General features: G+C 71.3%; 20 protein-coding genes. 8 read left to right on the forward strand and 12 right to left on the reverse strand.

Annotated features, from left to right (window positions below):
* Positions 1-6 precede the first annotated feature (6 nt).
* Positions 7-669 carry an HD domain-containing protein gene (locus OG828_RS27555; RefSeq protein WP_328502612.1) on the reverse strand — a complete coding sequence of 221 codons (663 nt, stop codon included), beginning with the start codon at positions 667-669 and terminating at the stop codon, positions 7-9.
* A 48-nt stretch (positions 670-717) separates the two neighbouring features.
* On the opposite strand from OG828_RS27555, the gene OG828_RS27560 reads away from it, so the two are divergent.
* Together OG828_RS27560 and OG828_RS27565 are read left to right on the forward strand one after the other, a co-directional pair.
* A complete protein-coding gene (locus tag OG828_RS27560) occupies positions 718-1,383 on the forward strand; it encodes a maleylpyruvate isomerase family mycothiol-dependent enzyme (RefSeq protein ID WP_328502613.1) in 666 nt (221 codons plus the stop codon).
* Between the two features lie 95 nt (positions 1,384-1,478).
* On the forward strand, positions 1,479-2,171 hold the full coding sequence (locus tag OG828_RS27565; protein ID WP_328362412.1) for a copper homeostasis protein CutC: 693 nt from the start codon (positions 1,479-1,481) through the stop codon (positions 2,169-2,171).
* 79 nt (positions 2,172-2,250) lie between these two features.
* Here OG828_RS27565 and OG828_RS27570 read toward each other — a convergent pair whose 3' ends face one another.
* The gene (locus OG828_RS27570) at positions 2,251-4,290 is read right to left on the reverse strand and encodes a HelD family protein (protein WP_328502614.1); all 2,040 of its coding nucleotides are present in this window, start codon (positions 4,288-4,290) and stop codon (positions 2,251-2,253) included.
* Between the two features lie 202 nt (positions 4,291-4,492).
* Here OG828_RS27570 and OG828_RS27575 point away from each other — a divergent pair, with 202 nt between their 5' ends.
* The gene (locus tag OG828_RS27575; RefSeq protein WP_328362418.1) at positions 4,493-4,675 is read left to right on the forward strand and encodes a hypothetical protein; all 183 of its coding nucleotides are present in this window, start codon (positions 4,493-4,495) and stop codon (positions 4,673-4,675) included.
* A 16-nt stretch (positions 4,676-4,691) separates the two neighbouring features.
* On the opposite strand, the gene OG828_RS27580 is transcribed toward OG828_RS27575, so the two are convergent.
* A complete protein-coding gene (locus OG828_RS27580) occupies positions 4,692-6,335 on the reverse strand; it encodes a DNA repair helicase XPB (RefSeq protein ID WP_210577876.1) in 1,644 nt (547 codons plus the stop codon).
* Positions 6,336-6,499: 164 nt separating this feature from the next.
* On the opposite strand from OG828_RS27580, the gene istB reads away from it, so the two are divergent.
* The gene (gene istB, locus OG828_RS27585; protein ID WP_328502615.1) at positions 6,500-7,732 is read left to right on the forward strand and encodes an IS21-like element helper ATPase IstB; all 1,233 of its coding nucleotides are present in this window, start codon (positions 6,500-6,502) and stop codon (positions 7,730-7,732) included.
* On the opposite strand, the gene OG828_RS27590 is transcribed toward istB, so the two are convergent.
* The 3 genes from OG828_RS27590 to OG828_RS27600 all read right to left on the reverse strand — a co-directional run bounded on the left by OG828_RS27590 (position 7,701) and on the right by OG828_RS27600 (position 10,911).
* Complete coding sequence (locus OG828_RS27590) at positions 7,701-7,931, reverse strand: hypothetical protein (protein WP_328502616.1); 231 nt, start codon at positions 7,929-7,931, stop codon at positions 7,701-7,703. The genes istB and OG828_RS27590 overlap by 32 nt on opposite strands.
* 90 nt (positions 7,932-8,021) lie before the next feature.
* Positions 8,022-8,150, reverse strand: coding sequence for a hypothetical protein (locus OG828_RS27595; protein WP_282615195.1), 129 nt, complete (start codon positions 8,148-8,150; stop codon positions 8,022-8,024).
* 235 nt (positions 8,151-8,385) lie between these two features.
* Positions 8,386-10,911 carry a helicase C-terminal domain-containing protein gene (locus tag OG828_RS27600; RefSeq protein WP_328502617.1) on the reverse strand — a complete coding sequence of 842 codons (2,526 nt, stop codon included), beginning with the start codon at positions 10,909-10,911 and terminating at the stop codon, positions 8,386-8,388.
* Between the two features lie 208 nt (positions 10,912-11,119).
* Between OG828_RS27600 and OG828_RS27605 the strand changes: the two genes are divergently transcribed.
* On the forward strand, positions 11,120-12,118 hold the full coding sequence (locus tag OG828_RS27605; RefSeq protein ID WP_328502618.1) for a hypothetical protein: 999 nt from the start codon (positions 11,120-11,122) through the stop codon (positions 12,116-12,118).
* 40 nt (positions 12,119-12,158) lie between these two features.
* On the forward strand, positions 12,159-12,809 hold the full coding sequence (locus OG828_RS27610) for an HAD family hydrolase (protein ID WP_328372215.1): 651 nt from the start codon (positions 12,159-12,161) through the stop codon (positions 12,807-12,809).
* Here the strand turns inward: OG828_RS27610 and OG828_RS27615 are convergent.
* On the reverse strand, positions 12,788-13,036 hold the full coding sequence (locus OG828_RS27615; RefSeq protein WP_328362435.1) for a hypothetical protein: 249 nt from the start codon (positions 13,034-13,036) through the stop codon (positions 12,788-12,790). The two genes, OG828_RS27610 and OG828_RS27615, sit on opposite strands and share 22 nt — an antisense overlap.
* Before the next feature lie 174 nt (positions 13,037-13,210).
* On the opposite strand from OG828_RS27615, the gene OG828_RS27620 reads away from it, so the two are divergent.
* Positions 13,211-13,594: a cold-shock protein gene (locus tag OG828_RS27620; RefSeq protein WP_067434904.1), complete on the forward strand. Its 384-nt coding sequence runs from the start codon at positions 13,211-13,213 to the stop codon at positions 13,592-13,594.
* Between the two features lie 31 nt (positions 13,595-13,625).
* On the opposite strand, the gene OG828_RS27625 is transcribed toward OG828_RS27620, so the two are convergent.
* The 4 genes from OG828_RS27625 to OG828_RS27640 form a co-directional block, all read right to left on the reverse strand.
* On the reverse strand, positions 13,626-14,474 hold the full coding sequence (locus tag OG828_RS27625) for a 1,4-dihydroxy-6-naphthoate synthase (protein ID WP_328440038.1): 849 nt from the start codon (positions 14,472-14,474) through the stop codon (positions 13,626-13,628).
* A complete protein-coding gene (locus OG828_RS27630; RefSeq protein ID WP_328362444.1) occupies positions 14,464-15,153 on the reverse strand; it encodes a futalosine hydrolase in 690 nt (229 codons plus the stop codon). Before OG828_RS27630 ends, OG828_RS27625 begins: the two co-directional genes overlap by 11 nt.
* Complete coding sequence (locus OG828_RS27635; RefSeq protein ID WP_328372218.1) at positions 15,123-15,602, reverse strand: DUF2771 domain-containing protein; 480 nt, start codon at positions 15,600-15,602, stop codon at positions 15,123-15,125. The genes OG828_RS27630 and OG828_RS27635 overlap by 31 nt, the downstream gene beginning before the upstream one ends.
* A 275-nt stretch (positions 15,603-15,877) precedes the next feature.
* Positions 15,878-17,281 (reverse strand): MFS transporter, encoded by a 1,404-nt coding sequence (locus OG828_RS27640; protein ID WP_328362447.1) that lies wholly within the window; start codon positions 17,279-17,281, stop codon positions 15,878-15,880.
* Positions 17,282-17,720: 439 nt separating this feature from the next.
* Here OG828_RS27640 and OG828_RS27645 point away from each other — a divergent pair, with 439 nt between their 5' ends.
* Positions 17,721-18,647: a DUF3027 domain-containing protein gene (locus OG828_RS27645; RefSeq protein WP_210582133.1), complete on the forward strand. Its 927-nt coding sequence runs from the start codon at positions 17,721-17,723 to the stop codon at positions 18,645-18,647.
* A 34-nt stretch (positions 18,648-18,681) separates the two neighbouring features.
* Here OG828_RS27645 and OG828_RS27650 read toward each other — a convergent pair whose 3' ends face one another.
* Positions 18,682-18,951 (reverse strand): hypothetical protein, encoded by a 270-nt coding sequence (locus OG828_RS27650; RefSeq protein ID WP_328502619.1) that lies wholly within the window; start codon positions 18,949-18,951, stop codon positions 18,682-18,684.
* Positions 18,952-18,964: the final 13 nt, after the last annotated feature.

Here is an 18,964-nt window from a genome sequence, read left to right on the forward strand (position 1 = left end):
TGCACGCTAAGCCGACGGAGGCCGGCCGAGCGACAGCATTTCCAGCTCCGACCGCAGGTTGTAGCGGGCCGTCGCCTCCCACTCCCTCTCCCCGTGCGGCGTGTGGAACAGACGGGGCAGGTCGAGCAGATGGCGGAGGATCGCCGAACGGCCTTCACGGAAAGCCTCGTTGGGGACGAAGTGGTACTCCTCGCGGACGGCCGCGGTGTAGGCGGCGTACGCCGACGGCGGCGACGCGAGGATCGCCAGGTCCGCGTCGCACAGCACCTGCCCTTCGCGGTCGTCGCCGTCCGGGGCGTGGGTGACCGTGAGCCGGACCAGCCGGGCGACCTCCGCGGTCTTCGCGGCGGACAGACCGGCCTCGGGCAGCGCCCGCTCGGCGAGCCGGGCCGACCGCTCCTCGTTCTCGGACCGCTCGGGCAGATACACCGCGTCGTGGAACCACGCGGCCAGACGTACGACGTCCGGGTCCGCCGCGTGCTTCTCCAGCACGTCGATGTGGTCGAGGACCGCGGTGAGGTGCTTCAGCGTGTGATAGCGGCGCTGGGGTTCCTGCCAGCGGGTGAGCAGATCGTCGGCGTACGGCGCCGGGTCGGGCGAGTCCACCGGGGCGCGGGCCGCTCGCAGGGCGTCGGTGAAGCGGGCGGCGAGGGCTTCGAGATCGGACATGTACGCCATTCTCCCGTGACGTGGGCCACGCACCCTAGCGTGGGAGACATGACTTCTGCTGACGTACGTGACCCCGAACTGCCCGGACGGCTGCTGATCACCGAGCGCGACACACTGATTCCGCTGTTGCGCCGGCGACCGGACACGGATTTCGCCAGGCCCGTCGACGCCTGCCCCGGCTGGAGCGTCCGGGATGTGCTGGCCCACTGTTCGGCCGCGTTGCTGAGGGTCGTGGGGAGCCGGTTCGAGAACGACGTGTTCTCGCCCGAGGCCAACGACCGGGACATCGCCGAACGCGCCGACTGGACGAACGCGCGCGTCGTCGACGAGCTGGAGCGCGGGATGACCGACGCCGGGCCCGTGATCGCCGCGTCGGGCGGCGTCTTCGACGGGATCGCGCTCGGCGAGTGGGTGCACGCCGGGGACGTACGCGAGGCGTGGGGCGAGCCCGGAGCCTACGCCGGAGCCGGACTGCCGTACGCGCTCACGCTGCTGGCCGCGGTGACCCGGGAGCGCGGCCATCTGCCGCTGCACGCCGACCTCGACGACGTCGACGAGCCGGTGCGGCTGGGCGATGTGTCGGGCACGCGGACACCCGCACGGTTCATCGGGGACGCCGCCACGCTCGTACGGCTGTACTCGGGGCGTACGACGGCAGGGGCGTCGTACGAGCTGGCGGGCGTGAAGGAGGACGAACTCAACATCTTCGGCTGACGGCGATCTTCCCGCGACCTCGTCCTCGCGTAGGCTGGCATTGGACTAGACCTCCTAGCCGTCCCGAGCCGCCGAGCAATGAGGAATGGGGTCCCATGAGCAAGCGTGCAGTCCTGGAGGTGATCGCCCTCGACGCCGAGGACGCCCTCGCCGCCCAGGCCGGAGGCGCGGATCGCCTCGAACTGGTCACCGACATGGCGGCGGACGGCCTCACCCCGCCGACCACCACGTTCACCGCGATCCGCGCCGCCGTCGACATCGACCTGCGCGTGATGCTGCGACTGGCGGACGGATTCGCGGCGGAGGATGTCGAGCGCTTGGCCGAGGTGGCGCGGGAGCTGCGCGGGGCGGGGGCCGACCAGTTCGTGCTCGGATTCCTGGACGGGCAGGGGTGCGTCGACCTGGACGCGGTGGAGCGAGTCGTCGGCGAACTGCACGGCTGCCGATGGACCTTCCACCGCGCCATCGACCACGCGGCGAACCGGGAAGCCCTCCGCAAGCAAGTCGCCGACCTGCCCGGACTCGACACCTACCTCACGGCCGGATCGGCGGACGGCGTGGACGACGGCCTCTCGACGCTGCTCGCGGAGGCGGCGCGGCGAGGGGAACCGGGGTACGAGCAACAGATCCTGGTGGGCGGGGGCCTACGGCTGGACCACGTCCCACAGCTGCAAGCCGCAGGTGTCGACGCCTTCCATATCGGGGGTGCGGCGAGGCCGAAGGGCTGGGAGAACCCGGTCGCGGCGGAGGCGGTGCGGGAGTGGCGCCAAGTACTGGACGCGGGCTGAGTCGACCCACCTAGGGGCGCGGGGAACTGCGCGACCAGCCCCCACCAGCCCGCACCCACCGCACAACCTCAAGCGGCAATCACAGCTGCTCCGGCAACGCGGCCGCATGAGTCACGATCAACCCCGAAACCGCCCGAGTCAGCGCCACATACAACCGCCGCAACCCCGTCCGCTCATCCGGCTCCCCATCAACCACCGCCTGCGGCTCATCCAGAACCACATAGTCGTACTCAAGCCCCTTCGCAAGAGACGCCGGCACCAACGTCAGCCGCGTCTCCTGCGTCGTCTCCTCACCGGGATCGAGAAAACCGATCCCCGCCACAGCCAGCGCCTCCGCCAGCGCAGCGATCCGCGCATCCGCAGCGATCAGCCCCGTAGACCCCTCATTCCGCAGCAACTCCTCACACGCGGCCACCACTTCCCCCGCCTCGGCCACCTCACGAACCTCAAAAAACCCAGGATTCTCCCGCACCGAAGCCACCGGCGTCAGCCCTGGCGCGATATGCGGCAGCAGCCGCGACGCATACGTGATCACATCCGTCGGCACACGGAAACCGGCCGTCAGCTCCTCGACCACGGCGTCCGTCTTCCCCAGGTGGGCCAGCGCCTCGTCCCAACTCCGCGTAGCCCACGGCGTCGTACCCTGCGCCAGATCCCCCAGGACCGTCGCCGAACCGGTGGTGCACCGCCGGCCGACCGCGCGGTACTGCATGGGCGAGAGATCCTGCGCCTCGTCGAGAACCACATGCCCCAGCGAATGCGTACGCTGCACCAGATCCGTCGCCTCGTCGATCAACACGGCGTCTGCCGCGGACCACTTCGCGGCCTTCACCGACCGCACCGGCTTCGCCCACAGGATCCTCTTCCGCTCGTCCTCGCTGAGGACACCCTCCGCGTGGACGGCGAGAAAGTCCGCGTCCGTCAGCAGCCGCAGCACAAGCTTCGCCGGATCGACCGGCGGCCAGATCGCCTTCACCGCCGCCTTCACCGCGGCGTTGCGGGCGACGGCATCCTGCACCCGGTCGTCCGGCGCCTCACCGGAGCGTTCCATCTGCACCAGCACTGCGTGCGCGATCCGTTGCGGCAGGGCCTCGCGGGCGGCGCCGTACCGGATGTCGCGGTCGAGCAACTCCTGGACGATGCCTTCGAGTTCGTATGCCGGGACCCGCCAGCGACGCGAACCGCGCACGACGACGACCGGCTCGGTCGGCATGGTCACATGGGAGCGGACGGCGCGTCGCAGCACCTCCGCCATCCTCGCGTCCCCCTTGATCACCGCGGCCGCCGCGTCGTCCGTGCCCCGCACCTCGACATGCGCCACGAGGTCGTCGACCGTCGCCTGCCGGACCGTCAACTCGCCGAGGGCAGGCAGCACTTGCTCGATGTAGTGCAGGAAGGACTTGTTCGGCCCGATGACGAGCGTGCCGGTGCGGGCGAGCCGCTCGCGGTGGGCGTACAGCAGATACGCCACCCGGTGCAGACCGACGGCCGTCTTTCCGGTCCCGGGGCCTCCCTGCACACACACGGTCCCGCCCAGCCCGCTGCGTACGATCTCGTCCTGCTCCGGCTGGATCGTCGCCACGATGTCCCGCATCGGGCCGACACGCGGACGCTCGATCTCCTGCTGGAGCAGCTTGCTGGTCCGCGCGGCCTCCGACGGGTCGGAGAGGTGCTCGTCCTCGTACGCGGTCAGGTCGCCGCCCGTGTACCCGAAGCGGCGGCGCAGCGCGACGTCCATCGGGGCCTTCTTCGAGGCCCGGTAGAAGGGCTGGGACACCGGCGCACGCCAGTCGATCACCATCGGGTCGCCGTCGTGATCGTGCACATGCCGCCGCCCGATGTAGAAGCGCTCGCCCTCGGCGCCCTCCGCCCGGTCCGCGCCCGGTGCGTGCAGGTAGTCGAGCCGGCCGAAGAACAGCGGGGTGTCGCTGAGGTCGGCGAGGGCCTTGATCCGCTCGTCGATCTGACGGGCGAGGACTTCGGCGTTGACCCAGTTCGCGGTTACGTCGCTGATGTCGAGGGACTCGACGTCCTCGCGCATGGCGCGCAGGGCGGCACGGGAGGAGGCGAGATGGGAGCGCTCTCGGGAGAGGGGATCGTCGGACGACGGCGTGGACAAGGGGTGCCTCCGTTGGATCCAGACAAGAGCGGAGATTCTAGGCCGCCGATGGAGCCGGCTGCCAACGGTTTTTGTCGTCCCCTAGGGGACGGCCCCCTCCGCCCTAAGGGCCATGGCTAGCCCCGCAGGTGTACCCACGGACGACACGGGTTCGCCCCGCAGACCGATGCCTTCCTTATGGCCGGAGAGCCACCATGGATACATGAGCGCAGCAACCTTCACCCCAGCCCCCGGCCGCGCCTCAGGCGCGACCGCCATCACCTCGACCCACCACCGTCACCGCCTCGGCGAGGCCCTGCGTGCCCTCAAGGTGTACGCGGGCGCCGCCTTCGACGTGATCGTCCTCGGCGAGTACGGCGAGGAAGCCGGCGTCCGCCGCAAGTGACCCCGGCCCGCCCGGCTCAGCTCTCCGCGAGCAACTCGTCCGCGTCCACGATCCGGTACGCGTACCCCTGCTCGGCCAGGAACCGCTGCCGATGCGCGGCGAAGTCCTGGTCGATGGTGTCCCGCGCCACCACCGAGTAGAAGTGGGCCTGGTGCCCGTCCGCCTTCGGCCGCAGCACCCGCCCCAGCCGCTGCGCCTCCTCCTGCCGCGACCCGAAGGTCCCCGACACCTGGATGGCGACCGTCGCCTCCGGCAGGTCGATCGAGAAGTTCGCGACCTTCGACACGACCAGCACGCTGATCTCGCCCTCCCGGAAGGCACCGAAGAGCTTCTCGCGCTGGGCGTTGGAGGTCTCGCCCTTGATGACGGGGGCGTTCAGATGCTCGCCCAGTTCGTCGAGCTGGTCGATGTACTGCCCGATGACCAGGATCTGCTGCCCGGCGAACCGCCGTACCAGCGCCTCCGTCACCTTCCGCTTGGTGTCGGTCGTCGCGCAGTACCGGTACTTCTCCTCCTGCTCGGCGGTCGCGTACGCCAGCCGCTCGGCGTCGGTGAGATTGACCCGGACCTCGACGCAGTCGGCGGGCGCGATATAGCCCTGCGCCTCGATCTCCTTCCAGGGCGCGTCGAACCGCTTGGGTCCGATCAGCGAGAACACGTCCGACTCACGGCCGTCCTCCCGCACCAGCGTCGCCGTCAGCCCGAGCCGCCGCCGCGCCTGCAGATCCGCCGTGAACTTGAAGACCGGCGCGGGCAGCAGATGCACCTCGTCGTAGAGGATCAGTCCCCAGTCGCGGGAGTCGAACAGCTCCAGGTGCGGATAGACGCCCTTCCGCCTGGTCGTCAGCACCTGGTACGTCGCGATGGTGACCGGCCGGATCTCCTTCTTCGTACCGCTGTACTCGCCGATCTCCTCCTCGGTCAGCGTGGTCCGCTTCACCAGCTCGTGCTTCCACTGCCGGGCCGAGACGGTGTTGGTGACGAGGATGAGCGTGGTGGACTTCGCCTGGGCCATGGACCCCGCGCCGACCAGCGTCTTCCCGGCACCACAGGGGAGTACGACGACCCCGGACCCTCCGTGCCAGAAGTTCTCCACGGCCTGCTTCTGGTACGGGCGCAGCGCCCACCCGTCCTCGACCAGATCGATCGCGTGAGCCTCACCGTCGACGTACCCGGCGAGGTCCTCGGCCGGCCAGCCCAGCTTCAGCAGCGTCTGCTTGATCTGTCCGCGCTCGGAGGGATGCACGGCCACGGTGTCCGGGTCGAGCCGGTTGCCGACGAGCGGAGCGATCCGCTTGGAGCGCAGGATCTCCTCGAGCACCGGACGGTCGGTGGTCGTCAGGACCAGCCCGTGCGCCGGGTGCTTGGACAGCGTCAGCCGCCCGTAGCGGTCCATCGTCTCGGCGACGTCGACCAGCAGCGCGTGCGGCACGGGGTAGCGGCTGTACTGCACCAGCGCGTCCACGACCTGCTCGGCGTCATGCCCGGCCGCCCGCGCGTTCCACAGCCCGAGCGGCGTCACCCGGTAGGTGTGGATGTGCTCCGGCGCCCGCTCCAGCTCGGCGAACGGCGCGATGGCGCGACGGCACTCGTCGGCCAGCTCGTGGTCGACTTCCAGGAGCAGCGTCTTGTCGGACTGGACGATGAGGGGACCGTTCACGCGCGGCTTCCTTCCCTAAGGCCAGAGGTCGGCCAAACGTCCAGTGTGCCTGATCGTTCCCCGGTCGGGGCCGGGGCGGGTGGCCCGTCGTACAGGATGTCTATTCATTCCTGTGAGTGGTGTGGTTTCACCTGTACGGCGGCGGATGCGGAGAATGGCCGACCGTGCAGATCCTCACTCGTGATCCGTCCACACCGTCCACCACGCTGGGCTACGCCCTGTTCGCCACACGCTGGCTTCAGGCGCCGCTCTACTTCGGCCTCGTGGCCGCCCAGGGCGTCTACGTCTACAAGTTCTTCAACGAGTTGTGGACCTTAATCCTCCGGTGCGTCACCGGGCAGGCGAACGAGACGTACGTCATGCTCGCCGTACTCAAGCTGGTCGACGTCGTGATGATCGCCAACCTGCTGATCATGGTGATCGTCGGCGGCTACGAGACGTTCGTCTCGCGCATCGGCCTCCAGGGCCACCGCGACCAGCCGGAATGGCTCTCGCACGTCAACTCCAACGTGCTGAAGGTCAAGCTGGCGACCGCCATCGTCGGCATCTCCTCCGTCCATCTGCTGCAGATGTTCGTGGATGTGCACCACACCGCACGGCACTCGCTGCTGTGGGGGACGGTGATCCATATGGCGTTCATCGTCTCGGCGGCGATCCTGGCGTACATGTCGGGGCCGATGGCCGCGCACGCCGAGCGGGCCGGCCGGCACCGGGACCACTACGAGCACAGGGCGGTCGAACCGCCCGCGCCCGTGCGGGCCGCCGCCCCGATTCCGGGCCAGGCGGGGGCGCCCGCCGTGGAGACGGGGGCCGAGGAGCGGATCCGGGACGCCGGGTTCCCGGCGCGGAAGCTGCTGGACGAGTACGACGCCGAGCACCCCCGGGTCTTCGACCGGGAGGCGGTGGCACGGCTCGGCAAGCTGGACTTCGTCGGGGCCTGCGGGAACGTGGTGTTCGTCGGGCCGCCCGGCACGGGCAAGACGCATCTGGCCGTCGGGCTGGGGGTGCGTGCCTGTGAGGCCGGGTACCGGGTGCTGTTCGACACGGCCGCCGGATGGGCGGCACGGCTGGCCGGAGCGCAGGCCGCGGGACGGCTCGCGGAGGAACTGGCGGAGCTGGATGACTGTCCCGTGCTGATCGTCGACGAGGTCGGGTACGTGCCGTTCGACGCGGACACGTCCCGGCTCTTCTTCCAACTGGTGGCGCACCGCTACGAGCGGGGGTCGCTGATCGTGACCGGCGACCGCCCGCTCGAGCGGTGGGACGAGGTGTTCGGCGGCCCGGCCGCCCCGGCGATGGTGGACCGGCTGGCCCACCACGCCGAGATCGTGCGGCTGGACGGGGACAGCTACCGGATGCGCCGGGCTACTTCAGCTTGGACAGGTCGAGGTTGTTGACCAGCGGTTGGGCGAAGACGTGTCCGTCGATGTTGAGAAGGGGCTCGCCGCCTGCCCCGGCGGCCGGGAGCGGCAGCGGCAGCGTGGGAGCCGCCGAGGCCTCGGGCGCCAGCGCGCCGACGAGTGCGGCCGCGGAGACCAGCGCGGCGGCGGACACGGCGACGGCGGCACGGGCGCGGTGGTTGAGCTTGTCACGCATGGGGACGTAGGGGCCTTTCACGGAGGGGGTCGATCGGGGTGGGCCGGACCCGGGGACACCGGGTCCGGCCGGAGAGTGCCTGGGGACGGGTCAGATGGCCGGTGTCTCGATGATCAGGCCGGCGACGTCGATGCCGATGGCCGCGGCCTGGGTGGCGAAGGCGCCGATCATCACGGCGGTGGCGGACAGGACGGCGGCGACACGACGGGCAGCACGCATGGGCGTGGACTTCCTTTCACTGCGGATCAGGACATCCGTTGGCTGCCCGGCGCTCCGCTTCGGAATGCGGGGTGACCTGCGGGTTCGCTCATGGGTGGGAAGTGATCGGCGTGGCGTGCATGAACCTGGGCGTACACCCGTCCGAGGGAAGGGCTGCGCTGCCGCGATAGGCCGTCGTTTGTCTGCTGCGCCGTCGTGGCTGGTCGCGCAGTTCCCCGCGCCCCTTTGGGGCGCTTTAGTCGTCGGCGAGTTCCGCCACACCCGTGATCCGGTGCAGCGGATACGTGCGGACCTCGTCCGCGGTGTGGTCGTACGCCGTCACGAAGCCGCCCTCGACCTTGATGGGGGCGATGACGCGCTGGCTGGCGGAGCCCTCCGCGTTCACGTAGCCGATCCAGAGGGTCTCGCCGGTGAGGACGGCGGCCTGCATGGTGGCGAGGGTCTCGGCGGAGCCGGTGCGGGGGAGTTCGCCGTTGGTGACGGGGGTCTGCTTGCGCGGGGTCGTGGAGGCGAGGTCGCCCGCTCGGATCGCGCGGATCGCGGCCGTCAGGAGCGTCGGGTCGGGCGCCCGGGGGCCGTCCGGGACCGGCTCGGGGGCCGTGCGCGGCGGGGTGCGGTGGGCGTGGGCGCGGGTGATCAGGACGTCGCCCTCGGCGGATTCGGCGGCCGGCGCGAATCCCATCGCGCGCAGGCCCTCCAGCAGCGTCGCCGGGTCGGCCTGGGCGGCCAGCACGGTCGGGGCGAGGCGTCGCAGGTGCAGGGCGGCGGCGCGCTTGTCGGCGAGGATCTCGTTCAGCAGGGCGTCGTCGTCGCAGCGGACGTACGCCGAAGCCGCGCCGATCCGCAGATGGCCGTGCCTCCTGGCCACGTCGTCGATCAGGTACGTCAGCGGCTGCGGGATCGGCGTACGCGAGTGCGCGGCGAGGAAGGCGTGCAGGTCGGACGCGCTGCGGCCGGCGTCAAGCGCACGGCGTACGGAACCGGGCGTGAACCGGTACACGGTGGCCCCGCCCTTCGACTCCACGTCCGCGAGGACATCGAGCATGTCGGCGAGCGGGCGCTGCAGCGGGCCGGGGGCGACCGCCGTGAGGTCGGCCTGGAGGAGGACGTGGTCCAGCGGCTCCGGGAGGAGCGGGGCGAGGAGCCGGGCGGCTGCGGCGGAGGCGACGGCCTGTTCGGCGGGGGCGAGGGGTTCGCGGGCCGGGACCCTGTGGTGCTTGTGGTGGACGGGGAGCTTGTCGCCGGGGCCGGAGGGCGCGTCCGCGGACGCCTTCGCTTTCGGCGCTCCGATCAGCGCCCGCCCGTGCGCGGACAGCGCGCCGCGGCCGGTGACGCCGAGCAGTTCCGCCTCCGAGAGCGTCCACCGGGCGAGCCGGGTGCGCAGGTCGTCGTCGCTCTGCGGTGCCCGCAGCGGGCGCTCCCAGCGCAGCCGGGCCAGCACCGACTCGGCGGACGGCGCGGCGCCCTCCGGCAGTTCGGCGAGCAGGGCCAGCACCCGGTGCCGTACCTCCGGCGCGGCGGAGCGGTCCAGGCCGGGGCCGAGGGCCGACATGGTGCGCTCCTTGGAGTCCCGGCCGCCGACCAGGCCCGCCGTGCGGGTCGCCGCCAGCCAGGCCTCCGCGAGCCGCACCCAGCGCCGGTCCGCGGGCTGTTCCAGCCACTCGTCGTACGCCGGGGTCGCCGCGTACCGCTCGTCCGCCTCACCGTCCGACGCGATCAGCCCGGCCGCGTACGCCAGCTCCACCCAGAACGCCGCGACCGGCTCCGGTACGTCCAGGGCGACGGCCGTCCGCTTCAGGTCCCGGACGCTCAGCCCGCCCGCCCGCAGCACCGTCGGACCGCCCTCGTCCCAGTCCCGCAGCAGCTCCTCGACGGTCGCCAGCGCCGAGTACGCCTGCCCGGCCGCCGTCGCGTCCACAACCTGTGGACGGTGCGTGCCGGCGGGCTCGACGGGGGGCGGCAGCGGCTCGGTGGCACGGTGGGCGTGGCCGCCCCGCAGATGCAGGGCCACCTCGCGGGGGAGTACGACGGTCCCGGGCGCCGTCGGCAGCAGCAGCCCGCGGTCGAGGAGCCAGCGCAGCCGGGCCGCCGGGTCGGCGGTGACCTGCCCGTACGGCGGGCCCCAGACCAGGCGGCGCAGCACCTCCAGGGACTCCTCGGGTGCGTCGGCGAGCAGGGCCTTCATCCGCTTGCGGTCCTTGAACAGCGCGGTCAGCGCGGCGACCGCCGAGACCGCGTCGTGCGTGGACGCCAGCCCGGCCGCCGTGACGATCTCCTGGATACGGCCCGGCGACATGCCCGAGGTCGCCTCCTGCACCGTCGGGCCCAGGCCGGTCGGGGACGGGTGCTGCGGGGACGGGGCCAGCAGCTCGCGGGCCGTGCGGACGAGGCGGAGACGGTCGTCGGGGCCCCAGACGAGGGCCTGTTCGCGCAGGGTGGCGAGGGCGTGCGGAAGCGCGGCGGCGACGGCCTGGTCCCCCTCGTCGCCGGTCATGAGACCGAGGAGTTCTTCGTACGGCGCCGGGTCCGGGGCGACGGCGAGCGCCTCCGCCGTCTGCAGGGCGAAGCGGTCCAGGCGCTCCAGGGCACGTACGACCGAGGCGCGGGTGCCGGCGCGGGTCGCGAGCTGCGTGAGGTCCGTCGGGACGGGGGTGATGAGGTCGGGGCGGCTGCGCAGCAGCGCGGCGAGGGCGGCGTCGTCCCGGCCACGGAGTGCCTCCGCGAGTGAACGCGGGGTCGCCGGCTTGTCCTCGGTGCTCATCCGACTCACGGTACCGGGTGACTCCGTCGGTTTCGTTGCCGCGGGAAGTGCGGCCGGAAGTGCCGGGATGGGCCGTCGCTCGTCTGCGGGTCCGTCGTGGCTGGTCGCGCAGTTCCCCGCGCCCCTTCGGGGCGCGACTCCTGACTCTCATCGCGGTAACGTCTGTCACCACGGGGTTATCCAACGCACCCGCCCCGGAGGGGACTTCGTGGGGATCGAGAGCGACCAGGTCGTCTACGAGTATTTGAGCCGCGTCGGTGACGTGGCTCAGCAGCGGCAGTTGCCGTCGTCCGACCGGATGCGGCTGGTCTCGGAGTTGCGGAACGAGATCGACCGGCGTCGGGCGAAGACGCCGGTGGACAGTCCTGCCGCCGTGCGCCGTATCCTCGCCCGGCTGGGCAGCCCCGATGAGGTCGTCGCCAACGCCGGTGGTGGCGGCGTGCCGCAGGCGCCGGGCGCCTCCGTGCCCGTACAGCCGGACCGGGCCCAGGAGCGGCCCAGGGCCAAGGGGCTGCGGCGCGTGGTGCCCCGGCCTCGGCCCGCCGAACCCGTCGAGGGCCCCGCGGATGCGCCCACCCCGCCCCACCTCGCCGGTGCCGACGAACTCGGGAACAGTGCGACGCACCCCGACTGGTGGCGGGGGGACGGCAGTCCGTTCGGGGCCGGGGACGAGGTGCCGGGGTTCGTCGGCGGGGTGGAGATTCCGGATCTGCTGAAGCCTCCGCTGCCGAAGGAGAGGCCGAAGGAGATCGAGAAGGCGGAGAAGGGTGTCGTACGGGACGAGCCTGTCTCTGTGGAGAAGGCGGAGAAGGTGGGGAAGGCCGAGGAGGGCGCTTCCGGGCGCCGACGGCTCCGCCTCCCGCGACCCGGACAGTGGAGCAACCCCTTCCTCCTGCTCGGCGCGGCCCTCCTCGTCGCCGGTGCCTTCCTGGGGAACCTGCTCGTGCTCCTCTTCGGCTGGCTCATCGCCTACGCCTCCCGGCGGCTGACGCAGGCGGAGCGGCAGGTGGCGGTCATGTGGCTGCCGGGCGCGGCGATCACCGCCGGGCTCGTCTGGCTGTGGGGACGCAATGAACGGCGGTGGGGTGATCCCGTCGCCGAGGGGCACATGAACACCGCCGTCTCCGACACCTGGCCGTGGGTCGTCCGGGGCGCCGCCATCGCCTCCGCGCTGTTCCTGCTGTGGCGGTCCCAGCGGCAGCGGTAGGGGAGGACCGGGCGTCTTGATCGCCGCCCGCCTGGGCACAATGGCCCATATGACCTCTGCCGCCCTGCCTCCCGTCGCCTCCCTCACCGTCGGCTTCGACCTCGACATGACGCTCATCGACTCCCGGCCCGGCATCCACGCCTGCTTCACGGCGCTGGCCGAGCGGACGGGGACGTTCATCGACGCCGATCTGGCGATCAGCCGGCTCGGGCCGCCGCTCGTGGACGAAATGATCAACTGGTTCGCGGCGGACCAGGTGGAGGCCATGTGCGACCTGTACCGGTCGATGTACCCGACGTTCGCCATCACCGCCACGCTCGCCCTGCCCGGCGCCCGTGAGGCGATCGCCGCCGTGCGCGCGGCCGGCGGGCGGGCGATCGTCGTCACCGCCAAGTACGAGCCCAACGCCAAACTGCACCTGGAACACCTCGGCATCGACGCCGACGCGGTGATAGGCGACCTGTGGGCCGAGCAGAAGGCGGAGGCGCTGCGCGAGCACGGCGCGGCGGTGTACGTCGGCGACCACATCGGCGACGTGCGCGGGGCCCGTACCGCCGAAGCGCTCTCCGTGGCCGTCACCACCGGGCCGTGTGACGGCGACGAACTGCGGGCGGCCGGAGCGGATGTGGTCCTGCCGGACCTCACCCACTTTCCGGCCTGGCTCGCGGACTACCGCCCGGCGCGCGCCTGACGGCGGCCGGCCGCGATCGACTGGAAGACCCCGGCTCCGGCCACCAGGAAGCCGACGCCCATGAGCATGCTCAATCCGAACATGTACGTCGGAAAAGGCGTCGTACCGAGGAGAAGCGGGGCCACGGTGACGAGTGTGGCCACGGCACCGGCGAAGAAGACGATGGCTCCGGCACGGACCAGGCGGTCGCCGGGCGCGGCGGAATTCGTTTGGGTTTTGTCACGCACCCGACCAGGGTAGTTCCCTGCGCGAAGGAACAACCGGGTGACGTCTTGTCACCGGGTGGAAGACCATTAGCCTTGGTACCGGCGGGTCCCGACGACCCGCCCCAGTGCTATCAAGAGCAGTTCCCTGGCGTTTTCCGAAGCAGTTTTCCGACGAGTACGAGGACGAGGACAGACGTGCCTACCGGCAAGGTCAAGTGGTTCAACAGCGAGAAGGGCTTCGGCTTTCTCTCCCGTGACGACGGCGGCGACGTCTTCGTCCATTCCTCGGTCCTCCCCGCCGGAGTCGAGACACTCAAGCCGGGTCAGCGAGTTGAGTTCGGGGTCGTCGCCGGGCAGCGCGGTGACCAGGCGCTTTCGGTGACGATCCTCGACCCGACCCCTTCCGTCGCCGCCGCTACTCGCAAGAAGCCGGACGAGTTGGCCTCCATCGTCCAGGATTTGACGACTCTCCTCGAGAACATCACACCGATGCTCGAGAGGGGCCGCTATCCCGACAAGGCCGCCGGCGGGAAGATCGCCGGTCTGCTGCGAGCGGTCGCCGACCAGCTCGACGTATAGGACGTACAGATCCTGTAGATCTTCCGGATTTCTAGGGGAAATCGAGCGCATCCGGGCCGAGGGGCGGCAACAGCCCCTCGGCCGCCGCGCGTGTCAGCAGGCCCCGGACCGCCGCATAGCCGTCCGGGCCGAGGTCGTGGGTGAACTCGTTGACGTACAGGCCGATGTGCTGGTCGGCGACGGACGGGTCCATTTCCTGGGCGTGTTCCATGACGTACGGGCGGGAGGCCTCGGGGTCGTCCCAGGCGGCCTTCACGGAGGTGCGGATGGACTCGGCGAGCAGCCGCAGCGTGTCCGTGCCCAGCGACTTCTTCGCGATGATCGCGCCCAGCGGGATCGGCAGGCCGGTGGTGTTCTCCCAGTGCTCGCCCATGTCGGCGAGCTTGTGCAGGCCGTAGTTCTGGTACGTGAAGCGCGCCTCGTGGATGACGAGTCCCGCGTCGACCTTTCCGTCCCGGACGGCCGGCATGATCTCGTGGAACGGCATCACCACGATCTCGCCGACGCCGGCCTCGACCGTGTCCGCCGCCCAGAGACGGAACAGCAGATACGCCGTCGACCGCTCGCTCGGCACGGCGACCGTGCGCCCGGCGAGGTCGACCCCGGGCTCGCGGGTGAGGACGAGGGGGCCGCAACCCCGGCCCAGCGCACCCCCGCACGGCAGCAGCCGGTACTCGTCGAGGACGTACGGCAGGACGGCGTACGACACCTTCAGCACGTCGAACTCGCCGCGCTCGGCCATGCCGTTGGTGATGTCGATGTCCGCGAAGGTCACGTCGAGCGCGGGAGCGCCGGGGACGCGGCCGTGGGCGAGGGCCTCGAAGACGAAGGTGTCGTTCGGGCAGGGGGAGTAGGCGATCTGCAGCGGCTCAGCGGTCATGCCTGTTCCAACTCTCCAGTACGGGCGCGAGCTTCCCGAAACCCTCGGTGAGGGCGTCGAGGGCGTCGGCAATGCGCCAGGCGGCACGGTCGCGCGGGCCGACGGGATTCGAGACGGCGCGGATCTCCAGCACGGGAACGCCGTGCGCGGCGGCGGCCTCGGCGACGCCGAAGCCCTCCATCGCCTCGGCGAGGGCGGTCGGATGGCGTTCCAGCAGCGCGGTGGCGCGGGCGGCGGTGCCGGTCACGGTGGAGACGGTGAGTACCGCGCCGGTACGCGCTCCGGTGGCCGCCGCGAGCTCTCGTACGAGTGATTCCGGCGGACGATGGGTGACCGCGCCGAAGCCCAGCTCCGTGACCGGCAGAAAGCCGTCGGGCGTCTCGGCGCCCAGGTCGGCGGCGGTGATCTCGTCGGCGACGACGAGGGAGCCGACGGGGGCGGACGGCTGGAAACCGCCGCCGATTCCGGCCGAGATCACCAGGTCGTACGAGGCTTTGGCGAGGGCTGTGGCGGTGCGGGCGGCGGCGCGGGCGGGACCGACTCCGACGGCGAGGACGTCACCGGGGAACGGGACCGTGAACGCCCGTGCCACCGCGTCCCGTTCGGCCGGGACGGCGGTGGCTACGAGGACACGTACGGCAGGCGTGGTCAGTCGTCCTTCTTCAGCTTGAAGGACCACAGGCCGGTGACCGTCTGGCTTTCCTTCTTGCCGTCGGCCGCCTTGATGGAGACGAGGGTGGAGTCGCCCTGGGCGCCGTACTGGGCGTTGAAGAACACGCTGCCCGGGATCGTGCGGTACGTCTTGTCGGTGTCCTCGGTGAGCGGCTGACCGTTCATCAGGATCGTCCAGCGCTTCTCGGCGACCTCGGGGTCGACACCGAAGCGGACGGTTTCGTCCGGGTCCACGGTGATCGACTTGACGCCGGTGTCCTTCAGGCACTTCGTCAGGTCCGCGGACTTCAGGGCCTCGCCCTCACCGCCGCAGGTGGCCTCCTCGCTGACCGAGGAGGTGCCGACGGTGATCGTGGACATCGGGGTCGGCTTGTCACAGGCCGACAGGACGAGCAGTCCGGCGGATACGGCGCCGGCGGCGGCGACAGCGCGGCGGCGTCGCACAGCGGATTGCATGGTCATGGGCGAAGGCTATCGGGCGCGTCTTCGCTCCGCTGGAGGCGGGGTGACGAATCTGCGGGTCGGTGGGGGTTGGTCGCGCCCACGCGGCGGAGCCGCACATCGATACAGCCCCGCGCCCCTTCGGGGCGCTCCAGTCACTCCACGCGTGCCCGTGCCGAGCCGCCCTGGCGGGCCTCGGTGAGCAGGCCGCGGGCCGGTGGGGGCTGGTCGCGCCCACGCGGCGGAGCCGCATATCGATACAGCCCCGCGCCCCTTCGGGGCGCGGATCGTCACGTCACGCGCGTCCTCGGCGAGCCGCCCTGCCTGGCCGACCTGAGTAGGCCGCGGACCGTGGTCAGCCAGCCGGTGGCGACGATCGCGGCGGCGACCGAGAGGCCGAAGCCGCCTTCGAGGGGGAGGACGATGCCGACCGCGCCGCCGAACACCCACGACACCTGGAGCAGCGTCTCGGAGCGGGCGAAGGCGGAGGTGCGGACCGTCTCCGGTACGTCCCGCTGGATCAGCGCGTCCAGGGACAGCTTGGCCAGCGCCTGCGCGAACCCGGCGGAGGCCGCCAGGACCGCCACCATCGCCGCCCCGAAGAAGATCGCCGCGGCGATCGCCGCACCGAGCACGAACGCCACCACCGTCACGATGATGATCTCCGGTGCGCGTGACCTGAGCCACGCCCCGACCGCCGTACCGATCGCGTTGCCCGCGCCCGCCGAGACCGCCACGATGCCCAGCGACACCGCCGCGCTCTCCCCGGTCAGCGGATGCTCGCGCAGCAGGAACGCCAGGAAGAAGATCAGGAAGCCGGAGAGACAGCGCAGGGCGGCGTTGGCGCCGAGGGCGTGGGTGACGGCGATGCCGACGGTGCGCAGCCCGGGACGCTTGACGGGCTTGCGGTGCGGGCCGTGCAGATGCTCCTCGTCGGCGGCGAGCAGTGCCGTGTCCTCACCCTTCGCCGAGTCGACCTTCGGCGGCAGGGAGAAGGAGAGGAACGTACCGGCGACGAAGATCACGAAGGCGCCGTAGAGCGGCCAGCGATCCCCGACGGACTGCAGGCCGGCTCCGATCGGCGCGGCCACACCGGTGGCGAGGAGCCCGCCGAGCGTGACCCGCGAGTTGGCTTTCACCAGCGAGAAACGGGGTGGCAGGAGCCGCGGCACGACGGCACTTCTGACCACGCCGTACGCCTTGGACGCGACCAGCACGCCCAGCGCCGCCGGGTACAACTCGATGGAGCCGGTACTGACCGCACCGGCCAGGATCAGCGCGAGCAGCGCCCGGGCCATCATCGCCATCGCCATCGCGGCGCGGCGGCCGTGCGGTATGCGGTCGAGGAGCGGGCCGATCACGGGGGCCAGCAGCGTGAACGGCGCCATGGTGATACCGAGGTACAGCGCGACCCGGCCGCGGGCCTCGTCGGTGGGGACGGAGAAGAAGACGGTGGAGGCGAGGGCGACGGTGATCATCATGTCCCCGGCGCCGTTCACCCCGTGGAGCTCGATCAGCTTGCCGAGCCCGGACTCACCGGCACCCTGCGCATGCGTGGCCTTTCGGATACCGCGGGCGGTGCCCGTCACCGGGAAGTGCAGCGCACGGCCCACCGAACGCAGCGACCCACTCACCCGGCTCCCCTTGATCCCACCGACACGGGTGGCACCGTGGGGCGTCCTTGCACCTGCCATTCCGCCATAGTGCCCCGAGATGCCCGCGGGTAGTGCGGTTACGGCACGGAAGCGCCGCACTTTTGCATAGTTTCGGTCTCTACAGCGCCCCGTAAGGGGCGCGGGGAACTGCGCGACCAGCCCCCACAACGCAGCACCCGCCAGACGGCAGAACGTGCCACATCAGAAGGCGCACACAAACGCCCCCGAGCCTCAAGAACCCACGGAAACCCAAGTCGGTGTAGGCCCAGCGCCAGCGAACAGGTAGCGTGCGTAGCGCGTCGTGGCGAACGTTCTCGGCCGCGCGCCTCTCGGTCATCCCGCAGAATGGATGGAGCAGGTGCGCCCGAGCACGATCGGGCGCGGACGTCGACGCGGCCCCATGGTCCGCTCCGTTCCGCCCGACCGCCTTCAGGCAAAGGCGCACCCGAGAGACTGGCGTAGGAGAGAAGCGATACCAGTGAGCGCAGCGACCACGCGAAGCCGCACCCCCGACCGCCTGTGTGCCGAGGCCGTCGACCTCGCCCGCTCCGCCGCCGAGGAGGCCGCCGCGCCCGGCGTCGTCGGCGAGCACGCGGGCCTGGTGTCGGAAGGCGACCGTGTCGTCACGCACTTCTTCGAGTGCAAGGAACTCGGCTACCGCGGCTGGCGCTGGGCCGTCACGGTGGCCCGAGCCTCCCGCGCGAAGTTCGTCACGCTGGACGAGGTGGTGCTGCTCCCCGGCCCGGACGCGCTGCTGGCCCCCGAGTGGGTGCCGTGGAGTGAGCGGCTGCGCCCCGGTGACATGGGCCCCGGCGATCTGCTGCCCACCGACGCGGAGGATCTGCGTCTGGAGCCCGGCTACACCGGCGAGGACGAGCCGCCGCCCAACTCCGTCCTGTCGCACGAGATGGCCGAGCTGGTCGAGGCGGAGGACGCGGAGGTGACGGCGGGCCCGCCGTCGAACTTCTCCGTCACGCCCTCGCGCGGCTCGATCGCGTCGGTCGCGGAGGAACTCGGCATGCGCCGGGCCCGCGTCCTGTCCCGCTACGGCCTGCACGTCGCCGCCGACCGCTGGGAGGACGCGTACGGCCCCAAGACCGCGATGGCCCAGGCGGCACCGGCGTCCTGCGTGAGCTGCGGCTTCCTCGCGCCGATCGGCGGCGCGATGGGACAGGCCTTCGGGGTGTGCGCGAACGAGTTCTCACCGGCGGACGGCCACGTCGTGTCCCTCGCCTACGGCTGCGGCGGCCACTCCGAGGCGGCGGTCATGCCGAAGCCGCCGCGTCCCGCCCCGCCGGTCATCGACGAGACCCGAGTGGACCCCTTCCCGCTGCGGCCCTCCCCGGATTCCGGGTCGGTGCCGATCGGGACGGACGAGGAGTCCGTGGAACTCGGGCACTCGTAGCTCTGGGTACGGTGGGTGAGAGGCGCCTCGCCTCTCACTTGGACCTGTCGTCGACGCGATAGGCCATGCACCGATCCCAGCCGTCACGACCGGACACGACGTCGAAGACACCGTCATGGGCGTACAGCCTGCAGGCGCCCGCCCTGGCCCAGAGAAAGTCCGCGTCGACGCCACTGGCCACGGCGTCAGTCTCGGTGGCTGCCGTGGCGGCCGTGGCCACCGTGGCTGTCAGGGCCAGCACTGCCGCGCCGGCCCCCGCGAGGATCTTCGTTCGGGTGATCCTCGGTGTGGTTGGTGCGTTCATGGACCTCTCCCCC

It is taken from the genome of Streptomyces sp. NBC_00457, assembly GCF_036014015.1.
Taxonomy (GTDB): domain Bacteria; phylum Actinomycetota; class Actinomycetes; order Streptomycetales; family Streptomycetaceae; genus Streptomyces.